Raw genomic sequence first — 23513 nt, 5'->3', positions numbered from 1 at the left:
GACGATGCACATCCTCGCGACATCTTCCGCCTCGCTGGACGACCTGATCGACCCCGTCGATCTGGCCATGCAGCCAGCGGAGATGATCGCGCTCTCCTTCTCCGACAGCGATCTTGCCGCGCTTTCACGGGCGTGGAAGGCCGCCGACGGCGCGTTGCCTTCGCTACGGCTGGCGGCCCTGCGCGACCTGCGGCATCCGATGTCCGTCGACCTCTGGCTCGATGGCGCGGGCGGGACGGCGAAGGTCGTGGTGGTGCGCCTCCTCGGCGGCCACGACTACTGGCGCTATGGCTGCGACAGACTGGCGGAAACCGCGCGGCGAAACGGCATCGCGCTTGCGCTGCTGCCGGGTGAATGCCGCGAGCGCGACGAGCGGCTGGCTGGGCTCTCGACGATCCCGGACGTCGAGTATGATGCCCTGCTGGCCTGTTTCCGCGAGGGCGGGCCGGCCAATCTCGCCCTGGCGCTGCGCCATATGGCGCGGCTGGCCGGCCACGAGGTCGAGGCGGCAACGGCGGCCTCTATCGCAAAAGCTGGTTACTATCTGCCTGGCGAAGGTGTCGTTGCTCCCGAACGGATCGAACCGGATGGCAGGCCCGTCGTGCCGCTGCTGTTCTATCGATCGATGCTGCTGGCGGACGACGTCGCGCCCATCGACGCGCTGGCGAGTGCACTTGAGGCACGCGGCATCCGTGCCCTGCCTGTCTTCGTTGCCAGCCTGCGCGACGACGCGGCGCGAGCTCTGCTCAAGGACGTGGTGAAGCGTTTCGCGCCGCCGCTGCTGGTCACCGCGACGGCTTTCGCCACCGGTGCCGAACCCGGCGAGCAGAACATCTTCGACGACATCGGCCTTCCGGTGTTTCAGGTAGCCATTGCCACGACGAGGCGGGACGCCTGGGCGGAAGGCCAGCGCGGGCTGGCGCCGGCAGACCTTGCGATGCACGTGGTCCTGCCGGAACTCGACGGCCGGCTGATGGCCGGCGCAATCTCCTTCAAGCACACGGCGGAACCAGACGCCCAACTGGCGTTGAGACCTACGGTCAACCGGCCGGAGCTCGACCGGGTCGAGCAGGTGGCCGCCCGCATCGAGGCTTTCCTCAGTCTGCAAGCGACGCCGCCCGCCGAGCGCCGCGTGGCGATCCTCGTTCCCGACTATCCGGCTGCGGCCGGCCGTACCGGTTATGCCGTCGGCCTCGATGTGCCGCAAAGCGTGCTGGAGATACTGCGCGACCTGAAGAACGCCGGCTATTCGGTTGAGAAGATTCCAGATTCGGCGCGCGAACTCATGCGGCTGCTTGAGCGCGAAAGCGACGCACTTGCGCTTGATGTCTATCGCAACGCCCTTTCCGACCTACCGCTGGAATCCGTCCAAGCGCTGCAGGCGGCCTGGGGCGACCCTGCCGACGATGCAGCCGAAGGCAGGTTCCGCTTCCGCGCGGCCCGGTTCGGCAATATCACCGTCGCGCTTGCACCCGATCGCGGCCGTTCCGCCGACAGGCGCGTCGACTATCACGATCCGGCCCTTCCGCCGCGCCATGCGCTCGTTGCATTCGGCGTCTGGCTGCGCCAAGCGCTTGGCTGCCACGCATTGGTGCATGTGGGTGCGCATGGCACGCTCGAGTGGTTGCCCGGCAAGACGGTCGCGCTGTCGAGCGGCTGCTTCCCCGAGATCGTCGCCGGCGCACTGCCGGTCATCTACCCCTTTATCGTCAGCAATCCCGGCGAGGCCGCACAGGCCAAGCGGCGCATCGCAGCAGTCACGCTCGGCCACCTGACGCCGGCACTGGTCGGCGCGGGCTTGACGCAAGAGCAGCAGGCGCTGGAGCGGCTGGTCGACGAGTACGCACAGGCCGACGGGCTCGACCGGCGGCGGCGCGACCGGCTGGCGAAGCTGATCATGGAGACCGCGGCCGAAACCGGCCTGGCCCGCGATGCAAGCGTTTCGACCGACAACCCCGACGAGGCATTGCTGCAGATCGATGCGTGGCTGTGCGATCTCAAGGACTTCGCGGTCAAGGACGGGTTGCACATCTATGGCCGCAGCCCGGACGGGGAAACTGACACGGTGCGCAAGGCCAGCGCCGAAGCGGAGCGAAAAGCGCTGCTCGTCGCACTCGATGGCCGGCGCATTGCCGCAGGCCCCTCGGGTGCGCCGGCGCGCGGCCGCACCGATGTGTTTCCGACCGGGCGCAATCTGTTCACGGCCGATCCACGCACGCTGCCGACGCCGACCGCCGCAGCGCTCGGCGAGGCGGCGGCAAAAGAGGTCGTGCGCGGCTATATGCAGGACCACGGCGACTATCCGCGCGCGATGGTGATCGATCTGTGGGGCTCGGCCTCCCTGCGTACCGGCGGCGAGGAAATCGCGCAGGGGCTGGCGCTGATGGGCTGCCGCCCGCAATGGGACCATGCGACCGGGCGCGTCACCGGTATCGAGGTGCTGCCGCCTGCCGCTATCGGGCGCCCCCGCGTCGACGTGACCTGGCGTATTTCCGGCCTGTTCCGCGACATGTTCCCGACCCAGATCGCATTGATCGACGCAGCGGTCGCGGCCGTCGCCGCGCGCGACGAGGCCGCTCCGGAGAACCCGCTGGCCGCTGGCCGCCACGTTGGTGATGCGCGGCCCGTTCGAATCTTTGGGTCCGCACCCGGTACCTATGGCTCCGGCATCGAGGAGAAGCTCGCAAGCGGCGCATGGGACGAGCGGGCGGAACTTGGCCGCGCCTATCTCGAAGCGACCACCCATGCCTATGGCGGCGCGGATGGCGAGGGCTTGGCTGTGCCCGGTGCGTTCGCGGACCGTATCGCGGGCGCCGACCTGCTCGTGCATGTCAGCGACGACCCCGGTCGCGACATACTCGAAGGGTCTGCGGACGTCGCCTTTGTCGGCGGCTTCGCGGCGGCGGTTGCCGCACTCGGCGGCAAGGCCGACATCGTCATGCTCGACGTCACCGATCCGGCGCGGCCGCGCGCCCGCTCGGTCGTTTCCGCCGTGACGCGTACCGTCCGCGCCCGCGCGCTCAATTCGCGCTTCATCGCTGGCCAGATGCGCCACGGCCCACGTGGCGGTGCGGAATTTGCCGAGACGGTGGACCGTCTGGTGGGTTTTGCCGAAACGGCGGAAGCGATCCCCAGCAACCTGCTGGAAGATGTGCACGACGCCTATCTCGGCGACCCGGCGGTGCGCGCCTTCCTGCTCGACCAGAACCCGGCGGCCGCCCGCGCCATCGCGGAGCGGTTCGCGGCGGCACGTCGGCGTGGGCTCTGGCACCCGCTGCGCAATTCGGTCGACGAGGATCTGGCCGCGCTCATCGCCGAGGCGCAGGCGCTGGAGCAGGCCGCATGAGCCCGGACCTGCGCCGGGGCGCCTGCCCCTCCCTTTCCGCGCCTATGCAGACGGGCGACGGCCTGCTTGCGCGGCTCAACCCCGCCGACGGCGCGCTGACAGGAGACCAGCTTGCCGGTGTGGCGGATGCAGCCCAAGCGTTCGGAAACGGCCAGCTTGAAATCTCCGCTCGCGGCAACCTGCAGATCAGGGGACTGACGCGCGCTTCGGCAAACGTCCTTGCAGATGCGGTTGCGGAGTTGGGCATCGCGGTTCACCCAGGCATAGAGGTGCGGACGGGAGCCTTGGCCGGACTCGACACCGCGGAGATCGCAGACCCCCGCCCGCTCGCCGGGGCGATCCGAAAACGGGCACTGCCGCTTGCCGACCGGCTCGCGCCCAAGCTGTCGGTGGTGGTCGATGGCGGCGGCGCCCTGCCTCTCCATGAACTTGTTGCGGATGTGCGGCTCCGCGCCATCTCGGCACGCGAGTGGCTGGTGGAAGCAGGCCGCACGGTGGTCGGCACCGGTGGGCCGGACGCGGCTGTCGATGCGGCGCTCTTCGTGCTCGACCACCTGTCGGAACGCGGCCCCGGCGCGCGCGGTCGCGACCTGGACGACGCCGCGATCAGCGCGGTTTCCGCCAGCCTGAAACCCGCCCCGCAAAGAGCCCCGGCGCAAGCGACGCTGCCGGTCGGGCGCTTTCCACTGCGCGACGGCAGGATGGCACGCGGCATTGCGCTGGCTTTCGGCCAGATCGATGCGAGCAGCCTCAGAACCCTTGCACAAGCGGCGGAATCGGAAACGGTCTTCCGGCTTGCGCCCGGCCGTGGACTGCTGGTGCTGAACATGTCTGAGGCCGAAGAACACACGCTGGTCGAGACCGCCACCCGGCTTGGTCTCGTGACCGAAGCGAGCGATCCCAGGCTGCGCATCGTGACCTGCGCCGGGGCGCCAGCGTGTGCCTCCGCTCATCTGGCTACCAAGGCGATCGCCGCTGCCCTGGCAATGGAGATACCGGATGGAAGCGGGATCGTTCATCTTTCCGGCTGTGCCAAGCAGTGCGCCAACCCGCGACGGGCGGCCGCGACCCTGATCGGCGGGGCGCAAGGCTACGAAATTGAAACGAAGGACGACGCCATGCGCGCGCGGCTTAAGCGCATCGCCGAAAGCCATGGCGCTGCGGCGCGGAGACGGAGTGCATGACGGCAGCGAACGACTACATACGCGATGGAACTGCGATCTACGAAAAATCCTTCGCCATCATCCGTGCCGAGGCCGACCTGTCGCGTTTCAGCGCCGATCAGGCAGACGTCGCCATTCGCATGATCCATGCCTGCGGGCTGGTCGAGGCGGCCGAAGCCTTTCATTTCTCGCCGGATTTCGTGTCTGACGGGCGCAAAGCCCTCATGGGCGGCGCGCCGATCCTGTGTGATGCCGAAATGGTGGCCCATGGCGTCACCCGTGCCCGCCTGCCGGCCGACAATGCCGTGATCTGTACGCTGCGCGATCCACGCACGGCCGAACTCGCCGCAAGCATGGGCAATACGCGCTCGGCTGCTGCGCTTGAGCTCTGGCGCGGCCACCTCGCCGGCGCCGTCGTCGCGATCGGCAATGCGCCGACGGCACTGTTTCATCTACTCGACATGCTGTCGGCCGGCGCGCCGAAACCCGCTGCGATCATCGGCATGCCGGTCGGCTTCGTCGGTGCTGCCGAATCCAAGGACGCACTGGCCGAAGGCAGCCACGGCGTGCCGTTTGCCATCGTGCGCGGACGGCTGGGCGGCAGCGCGATGACGGCCGCTGCGATCAACGCACTCGCGAGGCCGGGACTGTGACGGGAAAACTGATTGGCGTCGGGACCGGCCCAGGCGATCCGGAACTGCTAACCTTGAAGGCTGTGCGCGCGCTGGCGGAGGCCGACGTGATCGCCCATTTCGCCAAGCGCGGCAATTCCAGCAATGCGCGCCGCATAGTGGCGGGGCACCTGCGCCTGGGCGTGTTGGAACTGCCGCTACTCTACCCGGTCACCACCGAGATCGCGCGCAGCGACGACGCTTACGGCTCTGCGATCGGCACGTTCTACGAGGACGCCGCAGCCTCGGTTGCCGCACATCTGGAAGCCGGCCGCAGCGTTGCCGTGCTGAGCGAGGGCGATCCTCTTTTCTACGGCTCCTACATGCACCTCCACGTGCGCCTTGCGAACCGTTTTCCGACCGAGGTGATTCCGGGCGTCACGGCCATGTCCGGCGCCTGGTCGGCGGTTGGCGCGCCCATCGCCCAGGGCGACGACGTCCTATGCGTGCTGCCCGGTACCCTGCCTGACGATGAGCTCGCACGGCGCCTTTCGGCTTCCGAGGCGTGCGTCATCATGAAGGTCGGGCGCAACCTGCCGCGTATCCGTCGCGCGCTCGACATCGCCGGCAGGCTCGACGAGGCAATCTATGTCGAGCGCGCCACGATGGCAGAAATGACGTTTGCCCGGCTGTCCGAACGGCCGGACGATGCGGCTCCCTACTTTTCCATCGTGCTCGTGCCGGGATGGAGCGGGCGACGATGAATGAGCAAACGACCACAGGCCGGCTGACGGTGGTAGGGCTTGGGCCGGGCAGTCCGCGTCAGCTCACGCCCGAAGCTCACGCGGCGATCGAAGCATCCAGCGACCTTTTCGGCTACGGTCCCTATCTCGACCGCATCGCGCTGCTGCCGGGCCAGACTGCACACCGCTCCGACAACCGGGAAGAAATTGCACGTGCTTCGGCGGCACTCGAACTGGCGGCAAGCGGCCGCCAGGTAGCCGTGGTTTCCGGCGGCGATGCCGGAGTCTTTGCCATGGCAGCAGCCGTGTGCGAGGCCATCGAGGCAGGGCCGGAAGCCTGGCGGGAACTGGAAATTTCGATCGTGCCGGGCGTGACCGCGATGCTTGCCGTGGCAGCCAGTGTCGGCGCACCGCTCGGCCATGATTTCTGCGCGCTGTCACTGTCCGACAATCTCAAGCCGTGGGAAACGATTGAACAGCGCCTGCGCGCGGCGGCTTCGGCCGGCTTCGTGATCGCGATCTACAATCCGGTCAGCCGCGCAAGACCTTGGCAGCTCGACAAGGCGTTTTCGATCCTGCGAGAGGAGTTGCCCGAGACCGTACCGGTTGTATTCGGCCGCGCAGCCGGCAGGGCTGACGAGAAAATGACGTTGACCGATCTGGCGGGTGCCGAGGGCGCGCTCGCCGACATGGCGACCTGCGTCATTGTCGGCTCGCTCGAAACGAGAACGGTCCCGCGTAGTGGATTGCCGCCCCTCGTTTATTCGCCGCGATCGACCGGCAGGTCAGCATGACTACATATGCGCATGATGGCTTCGTCCACGGTCGCTGCGACATCCCCGACCGGCGGCTGCGGCCTAGAGACCATGACGACCGGCAGGCCAAGCTGGCGCGCAGCCGCGATCTTGCCGTAGGTGGCCTCGCCGCCGCTGTTCTTGGTGACGACGATCTCGACGCCATGCGCGTGCAAAAGCGCGTGTTCGTCGGCTTCCGCAAAGGGGCCGCGATCGAGGATGTAATGCGCGCCGGTGATCCGCTCGGCCGTGTCCACCGGCTCGACGCTTCGCACGATGTAGCGGTGTTGCGGGCTGGCCGCGAAGCATCCGGCCTCCTGCCGTCCGATGGCGAGAAACACGGTAAGCGGCGCTTCGCCAAGCAGAGACACCGCGTGATCGATGTCCCGGGCGCCGACCCAGTCGTCGCCGGGGTGCGGCTCCCACGGCGCTCGCTCCAGCCGCACGAGCGGCACGGCGGCCGCACGCGACGCCTCAACGGCATTGCCGGTGATGCGTGTTGCGAACGGATGGGTGGCATCGACGAGCACTTCGACCTGCCCTGCCCGCAGCCACTGCGCCAACCCCTGCGCGCCGCCGAAGCCGCCGACGCGCACGGCACCGGCCTGCGGCAGCGGGTTTTCCGTTCGACCGGCGAGCGACAGCGTCACGCGCATATCGCCGCGCGCGACAAGGCGTCGGGCAAGCACGCGTGCCTCGCTGGTGCCGCCGAGGATGAGAACATGCGGGATGGCCATGACGCCATCTAGAGAAGACAGCGCCGCACGCGCAACCGCAAAACCCTGGCTGAGCATCGTCGGAATAGGCGAGGATGGACTAGCCGGGCTCGGCGAGGCGGCGCGTGCTGCAATCGCTGAAGCTGCATTCGTGTTCGGTGGGGCACGGCACATCGAACTGGCCGCACCGCTGATCGCCGGGGAAAAGCGGCAATGGCCCTCCCCGTTCGATGTTACCGCCGTGCTTGACCTAGTAGGTCAGAAAGTCTGTGTGCTGGCTTCCGGCGACCCGTTTCGCCACGGTGTGGGCGCAACGCTGGCGCGTGAGCTGCATCCTTCGGAATATACGGTCTTTCCCGCTCCCTCTGCCTTCAGCCTCGCTGCCGCACGCCTCGGCTGGCCGCTGCAGGACGTCGCGACCATTTCCCTGCACGGCCGGCTGATCGAGCACCTGCGACCGCTGCTGCATCCCGCAACGCGCATTCTCGCGCTGACTTCGGACGGTGCCGCACCGGCGGCCATTGCGCGAATGATAACGGAGCTGGGCTTCGGTGCATCAAGTGTCTGCGTACTGGAAGCCATGGGCGGCCCGAACGAGCAGCGGACCGATATGAAGGCCAGCGAAACAGGCGATCGGCAATTCGGACCGCTCAATGTGCTCGGCATCGCGGTGGTCGCCGACGACGGCGCATCGATCCTGCCACTCGCGGGCATCGGCGACGACCCCTTCGAGCATGACGGGCAGATCACCAAACGCGAGATCCGCGCATTGACGCTCTCCGCCCTGGCGCCGCGCCGCGGGGAGTTGCTGTGGGATGTCGGAGCCGGATCCGGCTCGATTGCGATAACGTGGATGCTGAAACATCCCTCCATGCGCGCAGTCGCCATCGAGCAGCACGCGGATCGCGCGCAACGCATTCGCCTCAATGCCGACACCCTCGGCGTGCCGGAGCTTTCGGTGATCGAGGGCTCCGCGCCTGCCGCCCTCGCCGACCTCACTGTCCCGGACGCGATCTTCATCGGCGGCGGCGGTGCCGACGATGGCGTGGCGGAAGCAGCCATCGAAGCGCTGAAGCCGGGTGGCCGGCTGGTGGCGAACGCCGTGACGGTGGAGACGGAGACCGTGCTTGCCGGTCTGCACGCGCGGCTAGGCGGCGACCTGATCCGCATCGCGCTGTCGCGAGCATCGCCGGTCGGCAGCATGACCGGCTGGCGCCCGGCGATGCCGGTGACGCAGTGGATATGGACGAAGCCATGATCGTCGCCGGCATAGGATGCAGAAAAGGCGCCGCAGAAACCGGTGTGCTCGCCGCGGTCGACGCCGCACTCGGCGCTCATGGCCTGAGCCGGGCCGCCCTGGGGGCATTGTCGGTGCTACCGCAGAAACAGAATGAACCGGCAATCGGTGCGGCAGCGCGAACGCTCGGTGTCGACGTGATCGTCTCAGCCGCCATCGGTAAGCCGACACTTACGCAATCTTCGCATTCGCTGGCCGCGACTGGCACGGGCTCGGCATCAGAGGCGGCCGCACTTGCTGCGGCCGGCGAAGGCGCATATCTGCTCGGCCCCCGCATTGCCGCCGGCGGCGCGACATGCGCGCTGGCCAGTACGGAGCGCCGGCCATGACCGTTCATTTCATCGGAGCGGGACCGGGGGCGGCAGACCTGATCACCGTTCGCGGGCGCGATCTGCTGGCTGCCTGCCCCGTCTGCCTCTATGCGGGCTCGGTCGTGCCCATGGAATTGCTGACCTACTGTCCGCCGGAGGCTCGCATCGTCGACACCGCACCGATGTCGCTGGACGAGATCGAGGCCGAGTATGTGGCCGCGCACGCTGCCGGCCACGATGTGGCGCGGCTGCATTCCGGCGACCTTTCGATCTGGAGCGCGGTGGCCGAGCAGATGCGCAGGCTCGACCGGCTTGGCATACCCTATACGCTCACACCCGGCGTTCCCGCCTTTGCAGCAGCGGCAGCCGCGCTAGGTCGCGAACTGACCATACCGGAGGTGGCGCAGAGCCTCGTTCTGACGCGGGTATCCGGCCGCGCATCCGTGATGCCCGAAGGCGAGACGCTGGCGGCGTTCGGGCGCACGCAGGCAACGATGGCCATTCATCTGGCGGTCCATGCGCTGGACAGGATCGTGGCGGAGCTGACGCCGGTGTACGGTGCGGATTGCCCCGTTGCGGTGGTTGCGAGGGCAACATGGCCCGATGAGCGCGTTATCACCGGGACGCTGGCGACAATCGAAGCCCTGCTTGCAGAGAACCCCATCGACCGCACGGCGATCGTTTTCGTGGGCCGCGGGCTTGCTGCGGCAGGATTTCGCGAAAGCGCGCTTTATGACGCCGCCTACCAGCGCCGCTTTCGCGGACGGGAGGGTTTATGAGCCTCGCAACGGCCATCGAGCGGCTCGACTTCGCGGGGCCGGCCTTTGCACCAGGCGACGTCTGGCTCGCAGGCGCAGGACCGGGCGGCGTCGGCTGTCTGACGCTGGAGGTTCTGCACGCGCTTTCGTGCGCCGATGCGGTCGTTTACGACGCGCTCGTCGAACCGGCGATACTGGAGGCCGCACAAGACGCCGAGCTGCATTTCGTCGGTAAGCGCGGCGGCCAGCCATCGACGCCACAGTCTGAAATCAACGCGCTGCTGGTTTCGCTGGCCAGATCGGGCAAGCGGGTGCTGCGCCTCAAGGGCGGCGACCCGAACCTGTTCGGACGTGGCGGCGAGGAAGCGCTGGCGCTCGCCGAGGCCGGCATGGCGTTCCGCTTCCTGCCCGGCATAACGGCGGCCTTCGGCGCGCTGGCGGCCGCATCCATACCGGCCACGATGCGCGGCACCAACACAGCGATCATACTGGCGACTGGCCATCTCGCCGGCGAGGACGACGATCTCGACTGGGCGGCGCTGGCCGCGACCGGTCAGCCGATCGTCGTCTATATGGGCATGAGCCGGTTGGGGCGCATCGCCGACGCGCTGATGGCCGGCGGAACCGCGCCGGAAACACCCGCGGCAGCCATCGTATCCGCCACGACGGCCAGCGAGCGGATCGTCGTCGCCGAACTCGGCACGATCGCCGCGCGCGCGGCTCAGGTCGGCCTGGCGTCACCGGGGCTGGTGATCATCGGCGACATTGTCGCCATTCGCGAAAGACTTGGCCGATGAGCGCACGCGGTCTCATCGTTGGCGCGGCCCGATCCGGATCCGGCAAAACCAGTGTCGCGGTCGGGCTGATGCGGGCATTGCAGCGGCGCGGGCTTGGCGTGGCGGGCGCCAAATCCGGGCCTGACTATATCGATCCGGGTTTTCATGCAGCGGCGACGGCGCGGCCGGGCGTAAACCTGGATAGCTGGGCGATGGATCCGCCGCTGCTTGAGTCGCTGCTGGCGCGGCAGGCCAACGGGGCGGACATTCTGATCGCCGAAAGCGCCATGGGGCTTTTCGATGGGGTGCGGGGCGAAGACGGCCGCACCGGCTCCGCTGCGGATCTCGCGAGACGCTTCGGGCTGCCGGTGCTGCTCGTGCTTGACGTGTCGGGGCAGTCACAGACAGCGGCAGCCATCGCCCACGGCTTTGCCAGCTTCGACCCGGCGGTACGCATCGGCGGTGTGGTGCTCAACCAGGTCGCCAGCGAGCGGCACGAGACGCAGGCGCGAGCGGCGATCGAAGAGCGCAACATCCCGGTCGTCGGCGCGATCCGGCGCAACCCCGACATGGCCATGCCCGAACGCCATCTGGGCCTCGTGCAGGCGCGCGAGCATCAAGCGCTGGAAGCCTTCATCGAACGCCTGGCCGATGTCATGGAGCAGTCCATCGACCTCGAAGCCGTCATCGCATGCGCCGGTCCCATCGCAGCGAGCGATATAGGCGCGCCGGCGCTGCCGCCGCCGGGTCAGAGGATCGCGATCGCCGACGATGCGGCGTTCAGTTTCGTCTACCCGCACCTTGCGCGCCAGTGGCGCTCTGCTGGCGCCGAGTTCGTGCCCTTTTCGCCATTGGCGGACGAGACACCGGACCTATCCTGCGATGTCTGCTGGCTGCCGGGCGGCTATCCCGAGCTGCACGCAGGCAGGCTCGCGGCTGCGGCGGGTTTCAAGACGGGACTGGCAGCCTTCGCCCGCAACCGCCCTATCCATGGCGAATGCGGCGGCTACATGGTTCTCGGCGCAGCACTGGAGGACGCCGACGGCGTGATGCACGAAATGGCGGGCCTGCTAGGTCATGTCACCAGCTTCGCCAAGCGCAAGATCAACCTGGGCTATCGCCGCGCCCATCTCATCGCCGACTGCCCGGTCGCGACAGCCGGCGCGGAGCTGCGCGGCCACGAATTCCATTACTCGCGCGTCGTCGAACCCGGCAATGATGAGCCGCTGGCCGAACTGTTCGATGCCGCAGGCAACGCGCTCGGCGCTTCGGGTGGCAGGCGCGGCCTCGTCACCGGGGCTTTTTTCCACGCCATCGCGGGCCACTGAGCCATGGCCTCATCCACGCCCGATCCGAAAGCGCTACTGGCCGATATCGCCTGCTGCGTCGGTTTCTACACCCGCCTGCCGATCCCTGATCCCGGCGCACGCGATTTTGCCGCCGCGCAGTGGGCGGCACCAGTTGCCGGAGTGGTGGTCGGCCTAATGGTTGGCGCTACGCTCGGGCTTTCTCATGCGCTGGGCGTGCCTGCACCGCTGGCCGCTGCATTGGCGCTGGCGGCAGGCGCACTGCTGACCGGGGCGCTGCACGAGGATGGCTTGGCGGACGTCGCGGACGGGTTCGGCGGCGGGCAGACGAGGGAGCGCAAGCTCGAGATCATGAAGGACAGCCGCGTCGGCAGCTACGGGTTGATCGCCCTGGTATTGTCCCTGCTCATGCGCTGGTCGGCGCTCGCCATGCTGGCGGCATCCGGCACGTTCACGATGATCGCCGTACTCGTCGGCGCGCATGCCGCTTCGCGAGCGGCGATTCCCGCCTTCATGGCCCGCGTGCAGCCTGCGCGGCCGGACGGATTGTCGGCCGGTGCCGGCCGCGTCACAAGTCAACCCGCCCTGTACGCCGCTGCAATCGGCTTCGCGCTGCTGCTGCCGGGCGGATTTGCATTCGCGCTTGTGTCTGCCCTGCTTGTGATTGCCCTCTCGCTCGGGCTGGAACAGTTGGCGAGGAGGCAGATCGGGGGCCAGACCGGCGACGTGCTGGGCACGCTTCAGCAAGGCTGTGAGATCGCGGTACTGGCGACCGCAGTGACCATTCTCATCTGACGGAGACCAAATGACAGAGCTTCCCGACAGGATCGACGCCATACGTTCCCTCGTGGACACCCTGCCCGGCGGCGACGAAGCCGCCGCGCAGGCCGCAGCCGAACGACAAGGTGTGCTCACGAAGCCCCCTGGCAGCCTTGGCCGACTTGAGGAACTGGCGACGTTCATCGCTCGATGGCGAGGACAAACGGTGCCGGTTCTCGATCCGGTCTCCGTCCTCGTCTTCGCCGGCTCGCACGGCATGACCGCGCGCGGCGTCTCGGCCTTCCCGGCGGAAGTGACCGCGCAGATGGTCGCCAACTTCGCCGCAGGCGGAGCAGCGATCAATCAACTCGCGAAACAGGCAGGCGCATCGCTGAAGGTGACGCCGCTGGAAATCGATAGGCCCACGGCTGACTTCACCAAGGCTCCGGCGATGAGCGACAACGAGTTCGTCACCGCGGTTTGTGCCGGCATGGCGGCAGTGCCGGCCGATGCCGGGTTGATCTGCGTGGGCGAGATGGGCATCGGCAACACGACTGCAGCGGCTGCCGTCGCGGCGGCACTGTTCGGCGGCACGGGCAACGACTGGGTGGGACGCGGCACCGGCGTCGACGATGGCGGGCTTGCCCGCAAGGCCGAGACAGTCGACGCCGCGCTCGCGCTGCACGGCAAAGCACTTGCCGATCCGCTGGAGACGCTGCGGCGCGTCGGCGGCCGGGAACTGGCGGCGATCTTCGGCGCTACGCTGGCAGCACGCCTCAACCGCGTTCCAGTCCTCCTCGACGGTTTCGTGGCTACGGCCGCGGCAGCCCCCCTCGCCCGACTGTCAGACAACGGCCTTGCGCATGCGCTGGCCGGCCACGTCTCGGCCGAAGCCCAGCACAAAAAGCTGCTGGCGCATCTGGAGCTCGCACCGCTGCTCGACCTTGGCATGCGCCTCGGCGAAGCCTCCGGTGCCTGCCTGGCCATCAACGTGCTGCGGGGAGCGCTGGCCTGCCACGCCGGCATGGCCACCTTTGCCGAAGCCGGCGTCTCGGAAGGCTGACGGTATGCGAACCCTGCTCGTCATCGGCATCGGCACCGGTAACCCGGAGCATATGACGATGCAGGCGATCGGCGCGCTGAACCGCGCCGACATCGTGCTGGTGCCGCGCAAGGGCGAAGAGAAGGCCGAGCTCGCGGAGCTGCGGCTGGAGATATGCCGGCGCTACCTGACCGATCCGGGCACGAGATTGATCGAGTTCGACCTGCCCGCACGTGACGACAGCATGCCCTATCGAGAGGCTGTCGACGAGTGGCATCAAGCCATCGCGGACACCTACAGGGCCCTGCTGGAGCGACACACGGCAGTCGACGGCAAGGCCGCCTTTCTGGTGTGGGGCGACCCGGCGTTCTACGACAGCACGCTGCGCATCCTGGAGCGCTTGCGCGACGACCCGCCCTGCAGGATCGAAGTCATTCCGGGCATTTCGAGCATCCAGGCGCTGGCAGCGAGCCACGCAATCCCGGTGAACGAGGTCGCGGGCAGCGTCCACATCACCACCGGCAGGCGGCTGGCTCAACACGGCTTCCCGGATGACGCCGAGAGCGTTCTCGTCATGCTGGACGGCGGCCTGTCGTTCGGCAAACTCGAGATGGACCGCTTCGAAATCTGGTGGGGAGCCTATCTCGGCTCTAAAGACGAGATTGCCATTTCTGGACCGCTGGCCGAGGTGGCCGAAAAAATCAGGGCAACCCGCGCCGAGGCGCGTGAACGGCACGGCTGGATCATGGATACCTATCTGTTGCGGAAAAGGTCGGGCAACCTGTCGAGCTGACGTCGGTGTTCATTCAGTCTGAGTGACTGGTATCGTGGCCCGGAACACGTGCGACGCGCTCACCCGCCGGCACAATGTGCCGGCAAACATAAATGGGCCGCAAATCTCTTGGGAAGATGGCGCGAGTGACGGGGCTCGAACCCGCGACCTCCGGCGTGACAGGCCGGCACTCTAACCGACTGAGCTACACCCGCGCAGCGACTTTCGCCGTCAGCGGCGTTTGTCGTGGGCGTGAATTAAGCGCTTCTCCCATTGGTGTCAAGCACACCGGCAACCGATTTTCGACAATCTTCAAAAGCATTTGGAGCACCTGTGGATCGCGGCGCCCACGACTGGCCAGCCGTGCTGAAAGCGCCCTATTTTCGCTTGCGAAACCGGCTGCGAACGCTTACACGTCCGCCCCGGAAGGGCGATTAGCTCAGTTGGTAGAGCGCTTCGTTTACACCGAAGATGTCGGCAGTTCGAGCCTGTCATCGCCCACCATTCCCAAGCCTGCTGAACCTGTCACGCGCATGCAAGCTCCGCCATCGGGGCTGGCTACCGCTTATAGAAGCGTCACCCTGACGCTGCTGCTAGCGCGGCGAGCAACGTCTTTGCGTCTCATGCCGTTACCGATGCCTTAGGCCAGCCGGCATGGCAGATGGCAAAAGAAAAGCCGGGCAAGCCCGGCTTTTCAAAATTCAGCCTTGGGACAGTCTCAGTTGACTGCGTCCTTCAGGCCCTTGCCGGCGGAGAACTTCGGCACGTTGCGGGCCGGAATCTGCACCTCGGCGCCGGTCTGCGGGTTGCGACCGGTGGAAGCCTCACGCTTGGAAACGGAAAAATTGCCAAAGCCAACGAGACGGACGTCGCCGCCCTTCTTCAGTTCCCCGGTGATGACAGAAAACACCGCGTCGACGGCGGACTGGGCGTCGCCCTTGGAGAGCTTTGCGGAGTCCGCGACGGCGGATACGAGTTCGTTCTTGTTCATTAAAAAAATTCCCTTCCCTGTGAAAGGCCGGCCATTCGACTCAACCGGCAGGATGCGGAGTGTAAGAAATCCCGCCTTGCCGACCAAGTATGAAAAGCGTTCCGGACCCCGGTTTTTCCCGGTTTTCTGCGGGTTTGAGATAAAAAGGCCAGGCAATCGCCTGGCCTTTTTATCGATTTCGCGCTCGCGAGCGTTAGTGAGCGAGTGCAGCAGAGCCGGCTTCGGCCTTTGCAGCCGCCGGTTCGACGGGCTCGACCCACTCGATCGGCTCAGGCATGCGCACCAGCGCATGGCCTAGTACCTCTCCCACGCGCGAAACCGGCACGATTTCGAGCCCGCTCTTTACGTTTTCCGGGATATCCGCCAAATCCTTGGCGTTTTCCTCGGGGATCAGCACCTTCTTGATACCGCCGCGAAGCGCCGCCAGCAGCTTTTCCTTGAGGCCACCAATGGGCAGGACCCTGCCACGCAAGGTGATCTCGCCGGTCATGGCGACATCCTTGCGCACCGGAATGCCCGTCAGCACCGAAACGATCGCCGTTGCCATCGCCGTACCGGCAGACGGGCCATCCTTGGGCGTCGCGCCTTCCGGCACGTGCACGTGGATGTCCCGCTTGTCGAAGAGCGGCGGCTCGATGCCGAAATCGATGGCGCGCGAGCGGACATAGGATGCCGCAGCCGAGATCGATTCCTTCATCACGTCACGCAGGTTGCCGGTAACGGTCATCTTGCCCTTGCCGGGCATCATGACACCTTCGATCGTCAGCAATTCGCCGCCGACCTCGGTCCAGGCAAGCCCGGTAACGACGCCGACCTGATCCTCGCCATCGACCTGGCCGTAGCGATAACGCGGCACGCCAAGATAATCGGCGAGGTTCTTCTCGGTCACCTTCACCGACTTCTTCTTCGTGCGCAGGATCTCGGTCACCGCCTTGCGGCCGAGCTTCATCAGCTCGCGTTCGAGATTACGCACACCGGCTTCCCGCGTGTAGAGCTGGATAACCGCCCTGAGCGCCTCGTCGGTGATCGAAAACTCCTTCGGCTGAAGCGCGTGATCGCGTACAGCCTTGGGAAGAAGGTGCCGCTTGGCGATCTCGACCTTCTCGTCCTCGGTGTAGCCGGCGATGCGGATGATCTCCATACGGTCCATCAGCGGGGCCGGAATGTTGAGCGTGTTCGCGGTCGTCACGAACATCACGCTCGACAGATCGTATTCGACCTCGAGATAGTGATCCATGAAGGTCATGTTCTGCTCGGGATCGAGCACCTCGAGCAGCGCCGAAGACGGATCACCGCGATAATCCTGTCCGAGCTTGTCGATCTCGTCGAGCAGGAACAGCGGGTTCGACTTCTTCGCCTTCTTCATCGACTGGATGACCTTGCCGGGCATCGAGCCGATATAGGTGCGCCGGTGGCCCCTGATCTCGGCCTCGTCGCGCACGCCGCCCAGCGCCATACGAACATATTCGCGGCCAGTGGCCTTGGCGATCGACTTGGCGAGCGAGGTCTTGCCGACGCCGGGAGGCCCGACGAGGCAGAGAATCGGCCCCTTCAGCTTCTTCTGGCGGCTCTGCACGGCAAGATACTCGACGATGCGCTCCTTGACCTTGTCGAGGCCGAAGTGATCGGCATCGAGCACTTCCTCGGCGAAACCAAGGTCCTTCTTGACCCTCGACGGCTTCTGCCAGGGTATCGAAAGCAGCCAGTCGAGATAATTGCGCACGACCGTCGCTTCGGCCGACATCGGTGACATCGTCCGCAGCTTCTTCAGCTCGGCGTCGGCCTTCTCGCGCGCCTCTTTCGACAGGCGGGTCTTCTTGATGCGCTCTTCCAGCTCGGAAGCCTCGTCGCGGCCGTCCTCGCCCTCGCCGAGTTCCTTCTGGATCGCCTTCATCTGCTCGTTGAGGTAGTACTCGCGCTGCGTCTTCTCCATCTGGCGCTTGACGCGCGAGCGGATGCGCTTTTCCACCTGGAGCACGGAAATCTCGGCTTCCATGAAGCCCATCGCCTTTTCGAGCCGCTCACGCACGGAAAGTGTCGCAAGCATTTCCTGCTTCTCGCCGATCTTCACGGCAAGATGCGAGGCAACGGTATCGGCAAGCTTGGAATAGTCATCGATCTGGCTGGCGGCGCCAACCACCTCCGGCGATATCTTCTTGTTCAGCTTGACGTAGTTTTCGAAGTCGGAGACCACCGAGCGCGCCAGCGCCTCGATCTCGACTTCCTCTTCCTCGGGCTCCAGAAGCGTTTCCGCCTTGGCCTCGTGGAAATCATCGCGATCGGTGAAGGCACTGATCTTCGCACGCGCGGTGCCCTCTACAAGCACCTTCACGGTGCCGTCCGGCAGCTTGAGAAGCTGAAGCACGTTCGCCAGCGTACCGACATCGTAGATCGCATCGGCTGCCGGGTCGTCGTCGGCTGCATTCATCTGGGTTGCAAGCAGGATCTGCTTGTCAGCCCCCATGACGTCTTCCAGCGCCCTGATCGACTTCTCGCGCCCGACAAACAGGGGCACGATCATGTGGGGAAACACGACGATGTCCCGCAGCGGGAGAACCGCGAACACGCCTGCGTCAGAGGACCGGGATGATTTGGTCATTGTCCAACCTTTCATTTCGCGGCCGCACATGGGCCGACCGCGAATCTCATATTAGCGACCGCCGGGCCTTCCGCCTACCGCCGAAGCTCTTTCGGCGCCTTTCAGCACGGATTTCCGAGCGACCGGGTCGATGCTTAGTTGGCGTTGCAGCAAAGAAAGATCAAGAGGCGCAAAAGGCGCAAGGGTACACACACTTGCATTGCTTTCGCGCCTGTCCCATGTGGGAACTGTCGAGCCAAGGAAACTTTATGACGGCGATTGAATCTCCCTGCATCCTGGTCTGTTCCATCGACATGAAGACCGGTTACTGCTTCGGCTGCGGACGCACGCGCGAGGAGATCGGGGCGTGGTTGACGATGACGCCGGAGACGCGGCGCGCCGTCATGGCTGTCCTGCCGGCCCGCCTCGAGACCGTCGAACGCAGGCCGCGCCGCGAAACCCGCCGGACCAGACTAGCCCGCGAAAGGGGTGAAACCACGCAATGAAGGGCGACAGGCTCCTTTGGATCGTCCTCGGCGTTTTGGCCGTGGGGCTCATTCTGCTCCTGGCTTCGGGTTACAGCGGTACCGTGTTTGGCTTCGAGGACGAAGCCTTTGCCCGTACGCTCTATCTGGGCGTGCTGGGCGCGGTTATCGCGGCCGGCATCGTCGGTTCCGGTATTCGCCTCAGCCACGCCGTGCGTACCGGCGCTATCTGGCTGCTGATCATCCTGCTGCTGATGGGTGGGTATCAGTACCGCTACGAATTGCAGGACATCGCCAGCCGTGTAACGGCGGGGCTGATCCCCGGCAGCCCGTTATCGGTAAGCGATGCCGACGGACGCGCCGCCGTCATGCTGGACAGGCTTTCCAACGGCCATTTCGAGGTCCGCGCACAGATCGACGGCACACCGGTCATGACAATGGTTGACACCGGCGCAACCAGCACGGTCCTGACTTACGACGACGCGAGCCGCGCCGGCTATGAACCCGACACGCTCTCCTTCACCATCCCTATCATGACCGCCAATGGCGAGGCGCGCGCCGCGCGCGTGGTGGCGGACGAAATCCGCATCGGCGACATTGTCCGCAACCGCGTACCGGTGATGGTGGCCGAACGGGGGCGGCTCGACCGCAGCCTGCTCGGCATGAACTTCATCGGCACGCTGTCGGGATTCGACATGCGCGGCGAAAGGCTGATCCTGCGCGATTGACGCTTAAAGCAGGCTCCAGAAGAAGCGCGCAGACACGAAGATGCAGAACAGGCCGAAGCCGACTTCAAGCTGACGCTTAGACAGCGCATGCGCGATCCGCACGCCGTAAGGCGTGACCAGCAGCGCGATCGGAATGACAAGCGCCACCGCTATCCAGTTGATGTAGCCGGTCGACGCGATCGGCAGCAGAGGGTTGCCCCAGCCGGCCCAGATGTAGCCGATCGTACCAGGAATGGCGATCAGTACGCCAACGCCGGAAGACGTGGCAACGGCCTGGTGCATGGGTCGGCCGAAAAGGGTCATGAACGTGTTGTTCATGACGCCGCCGCCGATGCCCATCAGCGTTGAGAAATAGCCGATAACGGCGCCGATGATGGCGCGCGCCGGATTTCCCGGAATATCCGCCCCGACACGCCAGCTTTCGCGATTGAAGAGCAGCCGAAAGGCGACCAGCAGCGTGATGACAGCGAAAATGACACGCAGGCCGCCGCTCGAGATGTAGGCCGCCGTGAGCGAGGCCAGGATGACGCCGATCGGCACGGGAATCAGGAAGCTCTTCAGCAGCGACATGTCGACCGCGCCCTTGGCGCGGTGCCCGGTGAAGGAGCGGATCGAGGTCGGGATGATGATGGCAAGCGACGAACCGACCGAAAGGTGCATGCGCACGACTTCGTCGACGCCGAGCAGGCCGAAGACCTGATAGAACACCGGCACCAGAACGGCGCCGCCGCCGATACCGAAAATGCCGGCCATCAGGCCGGAAACAACGCCGGATGCGGCGATGGCGAGTGCGAATGTGGCGAGTTCGCCCATCGGCAGGTCAAGTCCGGCCATCAGAATTCCCTCTCTCGATGCGGATGAACTGTCGAATGAAACGAATTGGACATTCGATCTCCGGCTGACGCTGGTCTCACCGAACGAATGTCAACCTCGAACGTTCGGGCGAAACCCTGAGGTTGCTGACAGTCCTGCGTTTCCGCTCCTCCCCAAAGGCCGATGCGAAGTGCGGAAACGGACCACTAGCCGCGTTGAACGGCAAAGTAAATCGGGTCAGGCAGCGGCTGCCGCTTCGTCCAGCCGAACATGCGACAGCGCCTGGTGCAGCACCTCCGGCCCTGCCCCGGGGCGCGTGGCATCGGTCGAAAGCACCTGCCGCCAACGCCGCGCGCCGGGCAGGCCGTGAAAGAGGCCCGTCATATGTCGGGTGACATGCACCAGCCTGCCGCTCCTCTCGATATGGAGGGCTGCGTGCGCTGCCATCGCATCGATGATCGACGGCCAGTCCGCGGCAGAAACCGGATCGCCGTAGAAACGCGCATCGACCTCGGTGAGTAGCCCGGGATTGTGGTAGGCGGCGCGGCCGAGCATCGCTCCATCCACGCCCCGTTCCAGATGGGCCGAAACCTCGTCCAGCGTCTGAATACCGCCGTTTATGCCGATGTATCGATTCGGCAAGCGCTCTTTCAGGCGATAGACGCGCGGATAGTCGAGCGGCGGGATGTCACGATTTTCCTTAGGTGAAAGCCCCTCCAGCCACGCCTTTCGCGCATGCACCCACAGCGCGTCCGCCCCCGCCGCGAAGACCCCGTCGGCCAACTCGTCCAGCGCTTCTTCGACGTCCTGATCGTCCACCCCGATGCGACACTTGACCGTGACCGGAACCGCGACGGCACCTTTCATGGCTGCCACGCAGTCTGCCACCAGCGCTGGGGTCCGCATCAGGCAGGCGCCGAATGTGCCCGATTGCACGCGGTCGGACGGGCAGCCGACGTTGAGGTTGATCTCGTCATAGCCGTAGCCGGCTGCGATCCGAGCCGCCTCCGCGAGCTTGGCCGGATCGGAACCGCCAAGTTGCAGCGCGACGGGATGCTCCACTGCGTCGAAGCCCAGCAACCGCTCGCGGTCGCCGTGGATCACCGCATCGGCAACCACCATCTCCGTATAAAGCAAAGCGCGCCGCGTGAGCTGGCGATGGAAGAACCGGCAATGCCGATCCGTCCAATCCATCATGGGAGCGACGGCCAGCCGCAAGTCGGATATGTCGAATTGTGTCATGCTCGTCTGGCGCGGGGCGCATGTTTCGATAGCTCTGGGCTACGCCTGCGCGTGATAGACGAGTTGAGGCCAATGTTCAAATCATGGGCGGCAGCGAGGTTTGCTACCGGCCGTCAGTCTGGCAACGCGCTCAGACCATCACCCGGTTCGGCGACATCATTGCCGGGTCGATCGCCAGGCCTGGCTCGTCGCCAAGGATGAGCGCGGCGGCGACTGCCGACAGCGCGGGCGACGTCTGGATGCCGTAGCCGCCCTGCCCCGCCAGCCAGAAGAACCCCTCGGCGTCGGCGTCGAAGCCCACCACCGGCGTCCTGTCGGGCGCGAAAGTGCGCAGGCCGGCCCAATTCCCATCCACCCGCACGATCTCCTCTCGAACCGCCTGCTGGTACCGGTCGAGGCCTTCGGCGAGTGTCATATCATCCACGAAGGCATCGTGAGGCTCCACGGGGTCTTCATCGGCTGGCGAAATCAGCAGCCGCCCCGCATCGGGCTTGAAGTACCAACGGTCGGCGGAATTGGAGACGAGCGGCCAGCGCTCGCAATCGTAGCCGGCGGGACAGGCAATGACCGCCATCGAACGCCGGTGGGGAACGAGACCCTTGGGAGCGACGCCGCAGTTTCCAGCCACCACGTCGACCCACGCGCCGGCGGCGTTGACGATCGTTTCGGCCTCGATTTCGCCCGCCGTGGTCTCCACCTTCCAGCGATTGCCCACCCTGTGCGCTTTCAGCAGCGCCGCATCGGTCATCACCCGCGCGCCGGCGCGGCGAGCCGTCTTCAGCCAGCCCTGGTGCAACGCGTTCACGTCGATGTCGCTTGCATCGTGCTCATATCCAGCCGCGGCAATGCACTCGGGCCTGAGCAGCGGTACCATCGCCGCGGCGTCGGCCGGCAGCATCGGGACGAGGCCCTCGGAGAGCGCAAGCAGATCCTCATGGTGGGACAGGTCTTCCGCGTCCGCAACGAACAGGATGCCCCTCTGCGAAAGCAGCGGCGACGGGAAGAATTCGCTATCCGGCGCATCGAACAGCGGCCGGCTTGCCGCACTTAGCGCGCGAATGACCGCGTTGCCGTAGTTCTGGATGAAGATCGCAGCCGACCGTCCCGTGGAATGATGGCCGGGGCGCGACTCCTGCTCAATCAGCACAACATCACGCCGTCCGCCGATGGCGGCCGCCACACCGGCACCGGCGATGCCGGCACCAATCACCAGAACGTCTGTGGAAATCATCGCCGAAGAATACCCTTCTCAGATGGCCGCGACGTGCCGGAAGCCCCGGAGGAACGCCGCAAGGTTGTCGCCGAGCGCATCGCACAGATAGCCCCCTTCCTGCACGATGGCAGTTGGCACCCCGATGCTGGCGCAGCGCCCGCCGATCAAGCGGAAACCGTCTGTCGAAACGGAAAGCCCGCCGAACGGATCGCCTTCGAACGCATCCAACCCGAGCGCGATGACGACGGCGCCCGGCGCGAACGACGCGATGCGCGTCAATGCTACGTCGAGCTGATCGAGAAACTCCTCGTCGCCGGAATGGCGCGGCAGCGGCAGGTTGAGGTTGTAGCCGAGCCCCGCCCCTTCCCCGCGTTCCGACGCATGCCCCCAGAAGAAGGGATAGAATCGTGCCGGATCGGCATGCAGCGAGACCGTCAAAACGTCAGCGCGTGCATAGAAAATGCCCTGCGTGCCGTTGCCGTGATGCAGGTCCACATCGAGGATGGCGACGCGCTCGTGCCGGCTGCGCAGGACCTGAGCGGCGATCGCGGAATTGTTGAGAAAGCAAAAGCCGCCGGCCATGTCCGCAAAAGCGTGATGGCCGGGTGGCCGGCACAGCGCATAGGCGGCCTTTTCACCGTCGAGCACCATCGCGGCGGCCTCGGCTGCCGTCTGCGCACTCCAGTAGGCCGATTCCCAGGTATCAGCCGAGATCGGACAGGCGGTGTCGGCCATGTGGTATCCAGCCTGGCCGACGGCCGAGGCAGGGTAGGAAAAGTCGCGGCGGTCGGGGTGGATGTTTGGCACCACCTCCTCCGAGGCATCGGGGATACGCCGCCAGCGGTCATAGATCGTCTCCAGGAAGCGAAGATATTCGGGCGAGTGAATCGCCGCCGCCGGCGCCAGCCCCCGGTCGCCAGGCGCAACGCGTTCAAGTCCTGCGTTTTCCGCGCCGGCAAGCAGCCGGTTGACCCGCTCCGGCACCTCCGGGTTAGGCTTCTGCGCACCTGAGGAAAGGAAGTGCCTGGGATCGTGTCTGCGCTGGGTTTCGTGGAAAACACACTTCAT

At 66.0% G+C, this 23513-nt stretch carries 22 protein-coding genes and 2 tRNA genes; 16 read left to right on the top strand and 8 right to left on the bottom strand.

Features of this window, described 5'->3' with window-relative positions:
- Positions 1-4: 4 nt before the first annotated feature.
- Genes cobN through ACVJNE_RS15350 form a run of 5 tightly spaced genes read left to right on the top strand, consistent with a single transcriptional unit; the run spans position 5 to position 6657 of the window.
- The gene (gene cobN, locus ACVJNE_RS15370; protein WP_499566914.1) at positions 5-3346 is read left to right on the top strand and encodes a cobaltochelatase subunit CobN; all 3342 of its coding nucleotides are present in this window, start codon (positions 5-7) and stop codon (positions 3344-3346) included.
- Positions 3343-4530, top strand: coding sequence for a precorrin-3B synthase (gene cobG / locus ACVJNE_RS15365; RefSeq protein WP_499566912.1), 1188 nt, complete (start codon positions 3343-3345; stop codon positions 4528-4530). The genes cobN and cobG overlap by 4 nt, the downstream gene beginning before the upstream one ends.
- Positions 4527-5162: a precorrin-8X methylmutase gene (locus ACVJNE_RS15360; protein WP_499566910.1), complete on the top strand. Its 636-nt coding sequence runs from the start codon at positions 4527-4529 to the stop codon at positions 5160-5162. Before cobG ends, ACVJNE_RS15360 begins: the two co-directional genes overlap by 4 nt.
- Positions 5159-5884, top strand: a complete 726-nt coding sequence (locus ACVJNE_RS15355) for a precorrin-2 C(20)-methyltransferase (protein WP_499566909.1) — start codon at positions 5159-5161, stop codon at positions 5882-5884. The genes ACVJNE_RS15360 and ACVJNE_RS15355 overlap by 4 nt, the downstream gene beginning before the upstream one ends.
- Positions 5881-6657: a precorrin-3B C(17)-methyltransferase gene (locus ACVJNE_RS15350; protein WP_499566907.1), complete on the top strand. Its 777-nt coding sequence runs from the start codon at positions 5881-5883 to the stop codon at positions 6655-6657. The genes ACVJNE_RS15355 and ACVJNE_RS15350 overlap by 4 nt, the downstream gene beginning before the upstream one ends.
- On the opposite strand, the gene ACVJNE_RS15345 is transcribed toward ACVJNE_RS15350, so the two are convergent.
- Positions 6624-7394 (bottom strand): cobalt-precorrin-6A reductase, encoded by a 771-nt coding sequence (locus ACVJNE_RS15345; protein WP_499566905.1) that lies wholly within the window; start codon positions 7392-7394, stop codon positions 6624-6626. The two genes, ACVJNE_RS15350 and ACVJNE_RS15345, sit on opposite strands and share 34 nt — an antisense overlap.
- Between ACVJNE_RS15345 and cbiE the strand changes: the two genes are divergently transcribed.
- Genes cbiE through cobF form a run of 8 tightly spaced genes read left to right on the top strand, consistent with a single transcriptional unit; the run spans position 7393 to position 14416 of the window.
- Positions 7393-8631 (top strand): precorrin-6y C5,15-methyltransferase (decarboxylating) subunit CbiE, encoded by a 1239-nt coding sequence (cbiE, locus tag ACVJNE_RS15340; RefSeq protein WP_499566904.1) that lies wholly within the window; start codon positions 7393-7395, stop codon positions 8629-8631. The two genes, ACVJNE_RS15345 and cbiE, sit on opposite strands and share 2 nt — an antisense overlap.
- Complete coding sequence (locus tag ACVJNE_RS15335) at positions 8616-8999, top strand: cobalamin biosynthesis protein (RefSeq protein WP_499566902.1); 384 nt, start codon at positions 8616-8618, stop codon at positions 8997-8999. The genes cbiE and ACVJNE_RS15335 overlap by 16 nt, the downstream gene beginning before the upstream one ends.
- Entirely contained in the window at positions 8996-9760 is a 765-nt protein-coding gene (cobM, locus tag ACVJNE_RS15330; RefSeq protein WP_499566901.1) for a precorrin-4 C(11)-methyltransferase, read from the top strand. The genes ACVJNE_RS15335 and cobM overlap by 4 nt, the downstream gene beginning before the upstream one ends.
- Positions 9757-10536 carry a uroporphyrinogen-III C-methyltransferase gene (gene cobA, locus ACVJNE_RS15325; protein WP_499566899.1) on the top strand — a complete coding sequence of 260 codons (780 nt, stop codon included), beginning with the start codon at positions 9757-9759 and terminating at the stop codon, positions 10534-10536. Before cobM ends, cobA begins: the two co-directional genes overlap by 4 nt.
- Positions 10533-11843 (top strand): cobyrinic acid a,c-diamide synthase CobB, encoded by a 1311-nt coding sequence (locus ACVJNE_RS15320; protein WP_499566897.1) that lies wholly within the window; start codon positions 10533-10535, stop codon positions 11841-11843. The genes cobA and ACVJNE_RS15320 overlap by 4 nt, the downstream gene beginning before the upstream one ends.
- Positions 11844-11846: 3 nt before the next feature.
- Positions 11847-12617 (top strand): adenosylcobinamide-GDP ribazoletransferase, encoded by a 771-nt coding sequence (gene cobS / locus ACVJNE_RS15315; protein WP_499566895.1) that lies wholly within the window; start codon positions 11847-11849, stop codon positions 12615-12617.
- A 10-nt stretch (positions 12618-12627) separates the two neighbouring features.
- Positions 12628-13644 carry a nicotinate-nucleotide--dimethylbenzimidazole phosphoribosyltransferase gene (gene cobT / locus ACVJNE_RS15310; RefSeq protein WP_499566893.1) on the top strand — a complete coding sequence of 339 codons (1017 nt, stop codon included), beginning with the start codon at positions 12628-12630 and terminating at the stop codon, positions 13642-13644.
- 4 nt (positions 13645-13648) lie between these two features.
- Positions 13649-14416 carry a precorrin-6A synthase (deacetylating) gene (gene cobF / locus ACVJNE_RS15305; RefSeq protein WP_499566891.1) on the top strand — a complete coding sequence of 256 codons (768 nt, stop codon included), beginning with the start codon at positions 13649-13651 and terminating at the stop codon, positions 14414-14416.
- 117 nt (positions 14417-14533) lie between these two features.
- Here cobF and ACVJNE_RS15300 read toward each other — a convergent pair.
- Positions 14534-14610: transfer RNA gene (locus ACVJNE_RS15300), tRNA-Asp, on the bottom strand.
- A gap of 213 nt (positions 14611-14823) precedes the next feature.
- Here ACVJNE_RS15300 and ACVJNE_RS15295 point away from each other — a divergent pair.
- Positions 14824-14899 (top strand) — tRNA-Val (locus ACVJNE_RS15295).
- Between the two features lie 214 nt (positions 14900-15113).
- Here the strand turns inward: ACVJNE_RS15295 and hupB are convergent.
- The gene (gene hupB / locus ACVJNE_RS15290) at positions 15114-15386 is read right to left on the bottom strand and encodes a DNA-binding protein HupB (RefSeq protein ID WP_173193594.1); all 273 of its coding nucleotides are present in this window, start codon (positions 15384-15386) and stop codon (positions 15114-15116) included.
- 193 nt (positions 15387-15579) lie between these two features.
- Positions 15580-18015 (bottom strand): endopeptidase La, encoded by a 2436-nt coding sequence (gene lon, locus ACVJNE_RS15285; RefSeq protein ID WP_499566889.1) that lies wholly within the window; start codon positions 18013-18015, stop codon positions 15580-15582.
- Positions 18016-18233: 218 nt separating this feature from the next.
- Here lon and ACVJNE_RS15280 point away from each other — a divergent pair, with 218 nt between their 5' ends.
- Both ACVJNE_RS15280 and ACVJNE_RS15275 read left to right on the top strand, forming a co-directional pair.
- On the top strand, positions 18234-18470 hold the full coding sequence (locus tag ACVJNE_RS15280) for a DUF1289 domain-containing protein (RefSeq protein ID WP_499566888.1): 237 nt from the start codon (positions 18234-18236) through the stop codon (positions 18468-18470).
- On the top strand, positions 18467-19177 hold the full coding sequence (locus ACVJNE_RS15275) for a TIGR02281 family clan AA aspartic protease (protein ID WP_499566886.1): 711 nt from the start codon (positions 18467-18469) through the stop codon (positions 19175-19177). The genes ACVJNE_RS15280 and ACVJNE_RS15275 overlap by 4 nt, the downstream gene beginning before the upstream one ends.
- 3 nt (positions 19178-19180) lie before the next feature.
- Here the strand turns inward: ACVJNE_RS15275 and ACVJNE_RS15270 are convergent, their stop codons facing one another.
- The 4 genes from ACVJNE_RS15270 to ACVJNE_RS15255 form a co-directional block, all read right to left on the bottom strand.
- Positions 19181-20011 carry a sulfite exporter TauE/SafE family protein gene (locus ACVJNE_RS15270; protein ID WP_368804535.1) on the bottom strand — a complete coding sequence of 277 codons (831 nt, stop codon included), beginning with the start codon at positions 20009-20011 and terminating at the stop codon, positions 19181-19183.
- 216 nt (positions 20012-20227) lie between these two features.
- Positions 20228-21232: a tRNA dihydrouridine(20/20a) synthase DusA gene (gene dusA / locus ACVJNE_RS15265; protein ID WP_499566884.1), complete on the bottom strand. Its 1005-nt coding sequence runs from the start codon at positions 21230-21232 to the stop codon at positions 20228-20230.
- 130 nt (positions 21233-21362) lie between these two features.
- On the bottom strand, positions 21363-22463 hold the full coding sequence (locus tag ACVJNE_RS15260; protein WP_499566882.1) for an NAD(P)/FAD-dependent oxidoreductase: 1101 nt from the start codon (positions 22461-22463) through the stop codon (positions 21363-21365).
- 18 nt (positions 22464-22481) lie between these two features.
- Positions 22482-23513, bottom strand: coding sequence for a histone deacetylase family protein (locus ACVJNE_RS15255; protein ID WP_499566880.1), 1032 nt, complete (start codon positions 23511-23513; stop codon positions 22482-22484).

It is taken from the genome of Mesorhizobium sp. DxT (assembly GCF_058448885.1).
This window is presented reverse-complemented; position numbering and strand designations above follow the sequence as displayed.

Coding starts and splice junctions, on each gene's coding strand:
- hupB (WP_173193594.1), bottom strand. CDS start 15,386: ATGAACAAGAACGAACTCGTATCCGCCGTCGCGGACTCCGCAAAGCTC.
- ACVJNE_RS15345 (WP_499566905.1), bottom strand. CDS start 7,394: ATGGCCATCCCGCATGTTCTCATCCTCGGCGGCACCAGCGAGGCACGC.
- cobF (WP_499566891.1), top strand. CDS start 13,649: ATGCGAACCCTGCTCGTCATCGGCATCGGCACCGGTAACCCGGAGCAT.
- cobT (WP_499566893.1), top strand. CDS start 12,628: ATGACAGAGCTTCCCGACAGGATCGACGCCATACGTTCCCTCGTGGAC.
- ACVJNE_RS15275 (WP_499566886.1), top strand. CDS start 18,467: ATGAAGGGCGACAGGCTCCTTTGGATCGTCCTCGGCGTTTTGGCCGTG.
- lon (WP_499566889.1), bottom strand. CDS start 18,015: ATGTGCGGCCGCGAAATGAAAGGTTGGACAATGACCAAATCATCCCGG.
- cobG (WP_499566912.1), top strand. CDS start 3,343: ATGAGCCCGGACCTGCGCCGGGGCGCCTGCCCCTCCCTTTCCGCGCCT.
- ACVJNE_RS15360 (WP_499566910.1), top strand. CDS start 4,527: ATGACGGCAGCGAACGACTACATACGCGATGGAACTGCGATCTACGAA.
- ACVJNE_RS15350 (WP_499566907.1), top strand. CDS start 5,881: ATGAATGAGCAAACGACCACAGGCCGGCTGACGGTGGTAGGGCTTGGG.
- ACVJNE_RS15260 (WP_499566882.1), bottom strand. CDS start 22,463: ATGATTTCCACAGACGTTCTGGTGATTGGTGCCGGCATCGCCGGTGCC.
- ACVJNE_RS15270 (WP_368804535.1), bottom strand. CDS start 20,011: ATGGCCGGACTTGACCTGCCGATGGGCGAACTCGCCACATTCGCACTC.
- cobS (WP_499566895.1), top strand. CDS start 11,847: ATGGCCTCATCCACGCCCGATCCGAAAGCGCTACTGGCCGATATCGCC.
- cobN (WP_499566914.1), top strand. CDS start 5: ATGCACATCCTCGCGACATCTTCCGCCTCGCTGGACGACCTGATCGAC.
- ACVJNE_RS15255 (WP_499566880.1), bottom strand. CDS start 23,513: ATGAAGTGTGTTTTCCACGAAACCCAGCGCAGACACGATCCCAGGCAC.
- ACVJNE_RS15335 (WP_499566902.1), top strand. CDS start 8,616: ATGGACGAAGCCATGATCGTCGCCGGCATAGGATGCAGAAAAGGCGCC.
- cbiE (WP_499566904.1), top strand. CDS start 7,393: ATGACGCCATCTAGAGAAGACAGCGCCGCACGCGCAACCGCAAAACCC.
- ACVJNE_RS15320 (WP_499566897.1), top strand. CDS start 10,533: ATGAGCGCACGCGGTCTCATCGTTGGCGCGGCCCGATCCGGATCCGGC.
- ACVJNE_RS15280 (WP_499566888.1), top strand. CDS start 18,234: ATGACGGCGATTGAATCTCCCTGCATCCTGGTCTGTTCCATCGACATG.
- cobM (WP_499566901.1), top strand. CDS start 8,996: ATGACCGTTCATTTCATCGGAGCGGGACCGGGGGCGGCAGACCTGATC.
- cobA (WP_499566899.1), top strand. CDS start 9,757: ATGAGCCTCGCAACGGCCATCGAGCGGCTCGACTTCGCGGGGCCGGCC.
- dusA (WP_499566884.1), bottom strand. CDS start 21,232: ATGACACAATTCGACATATCCGACTTGCGGCTGGCCGTCGCTCCCATG.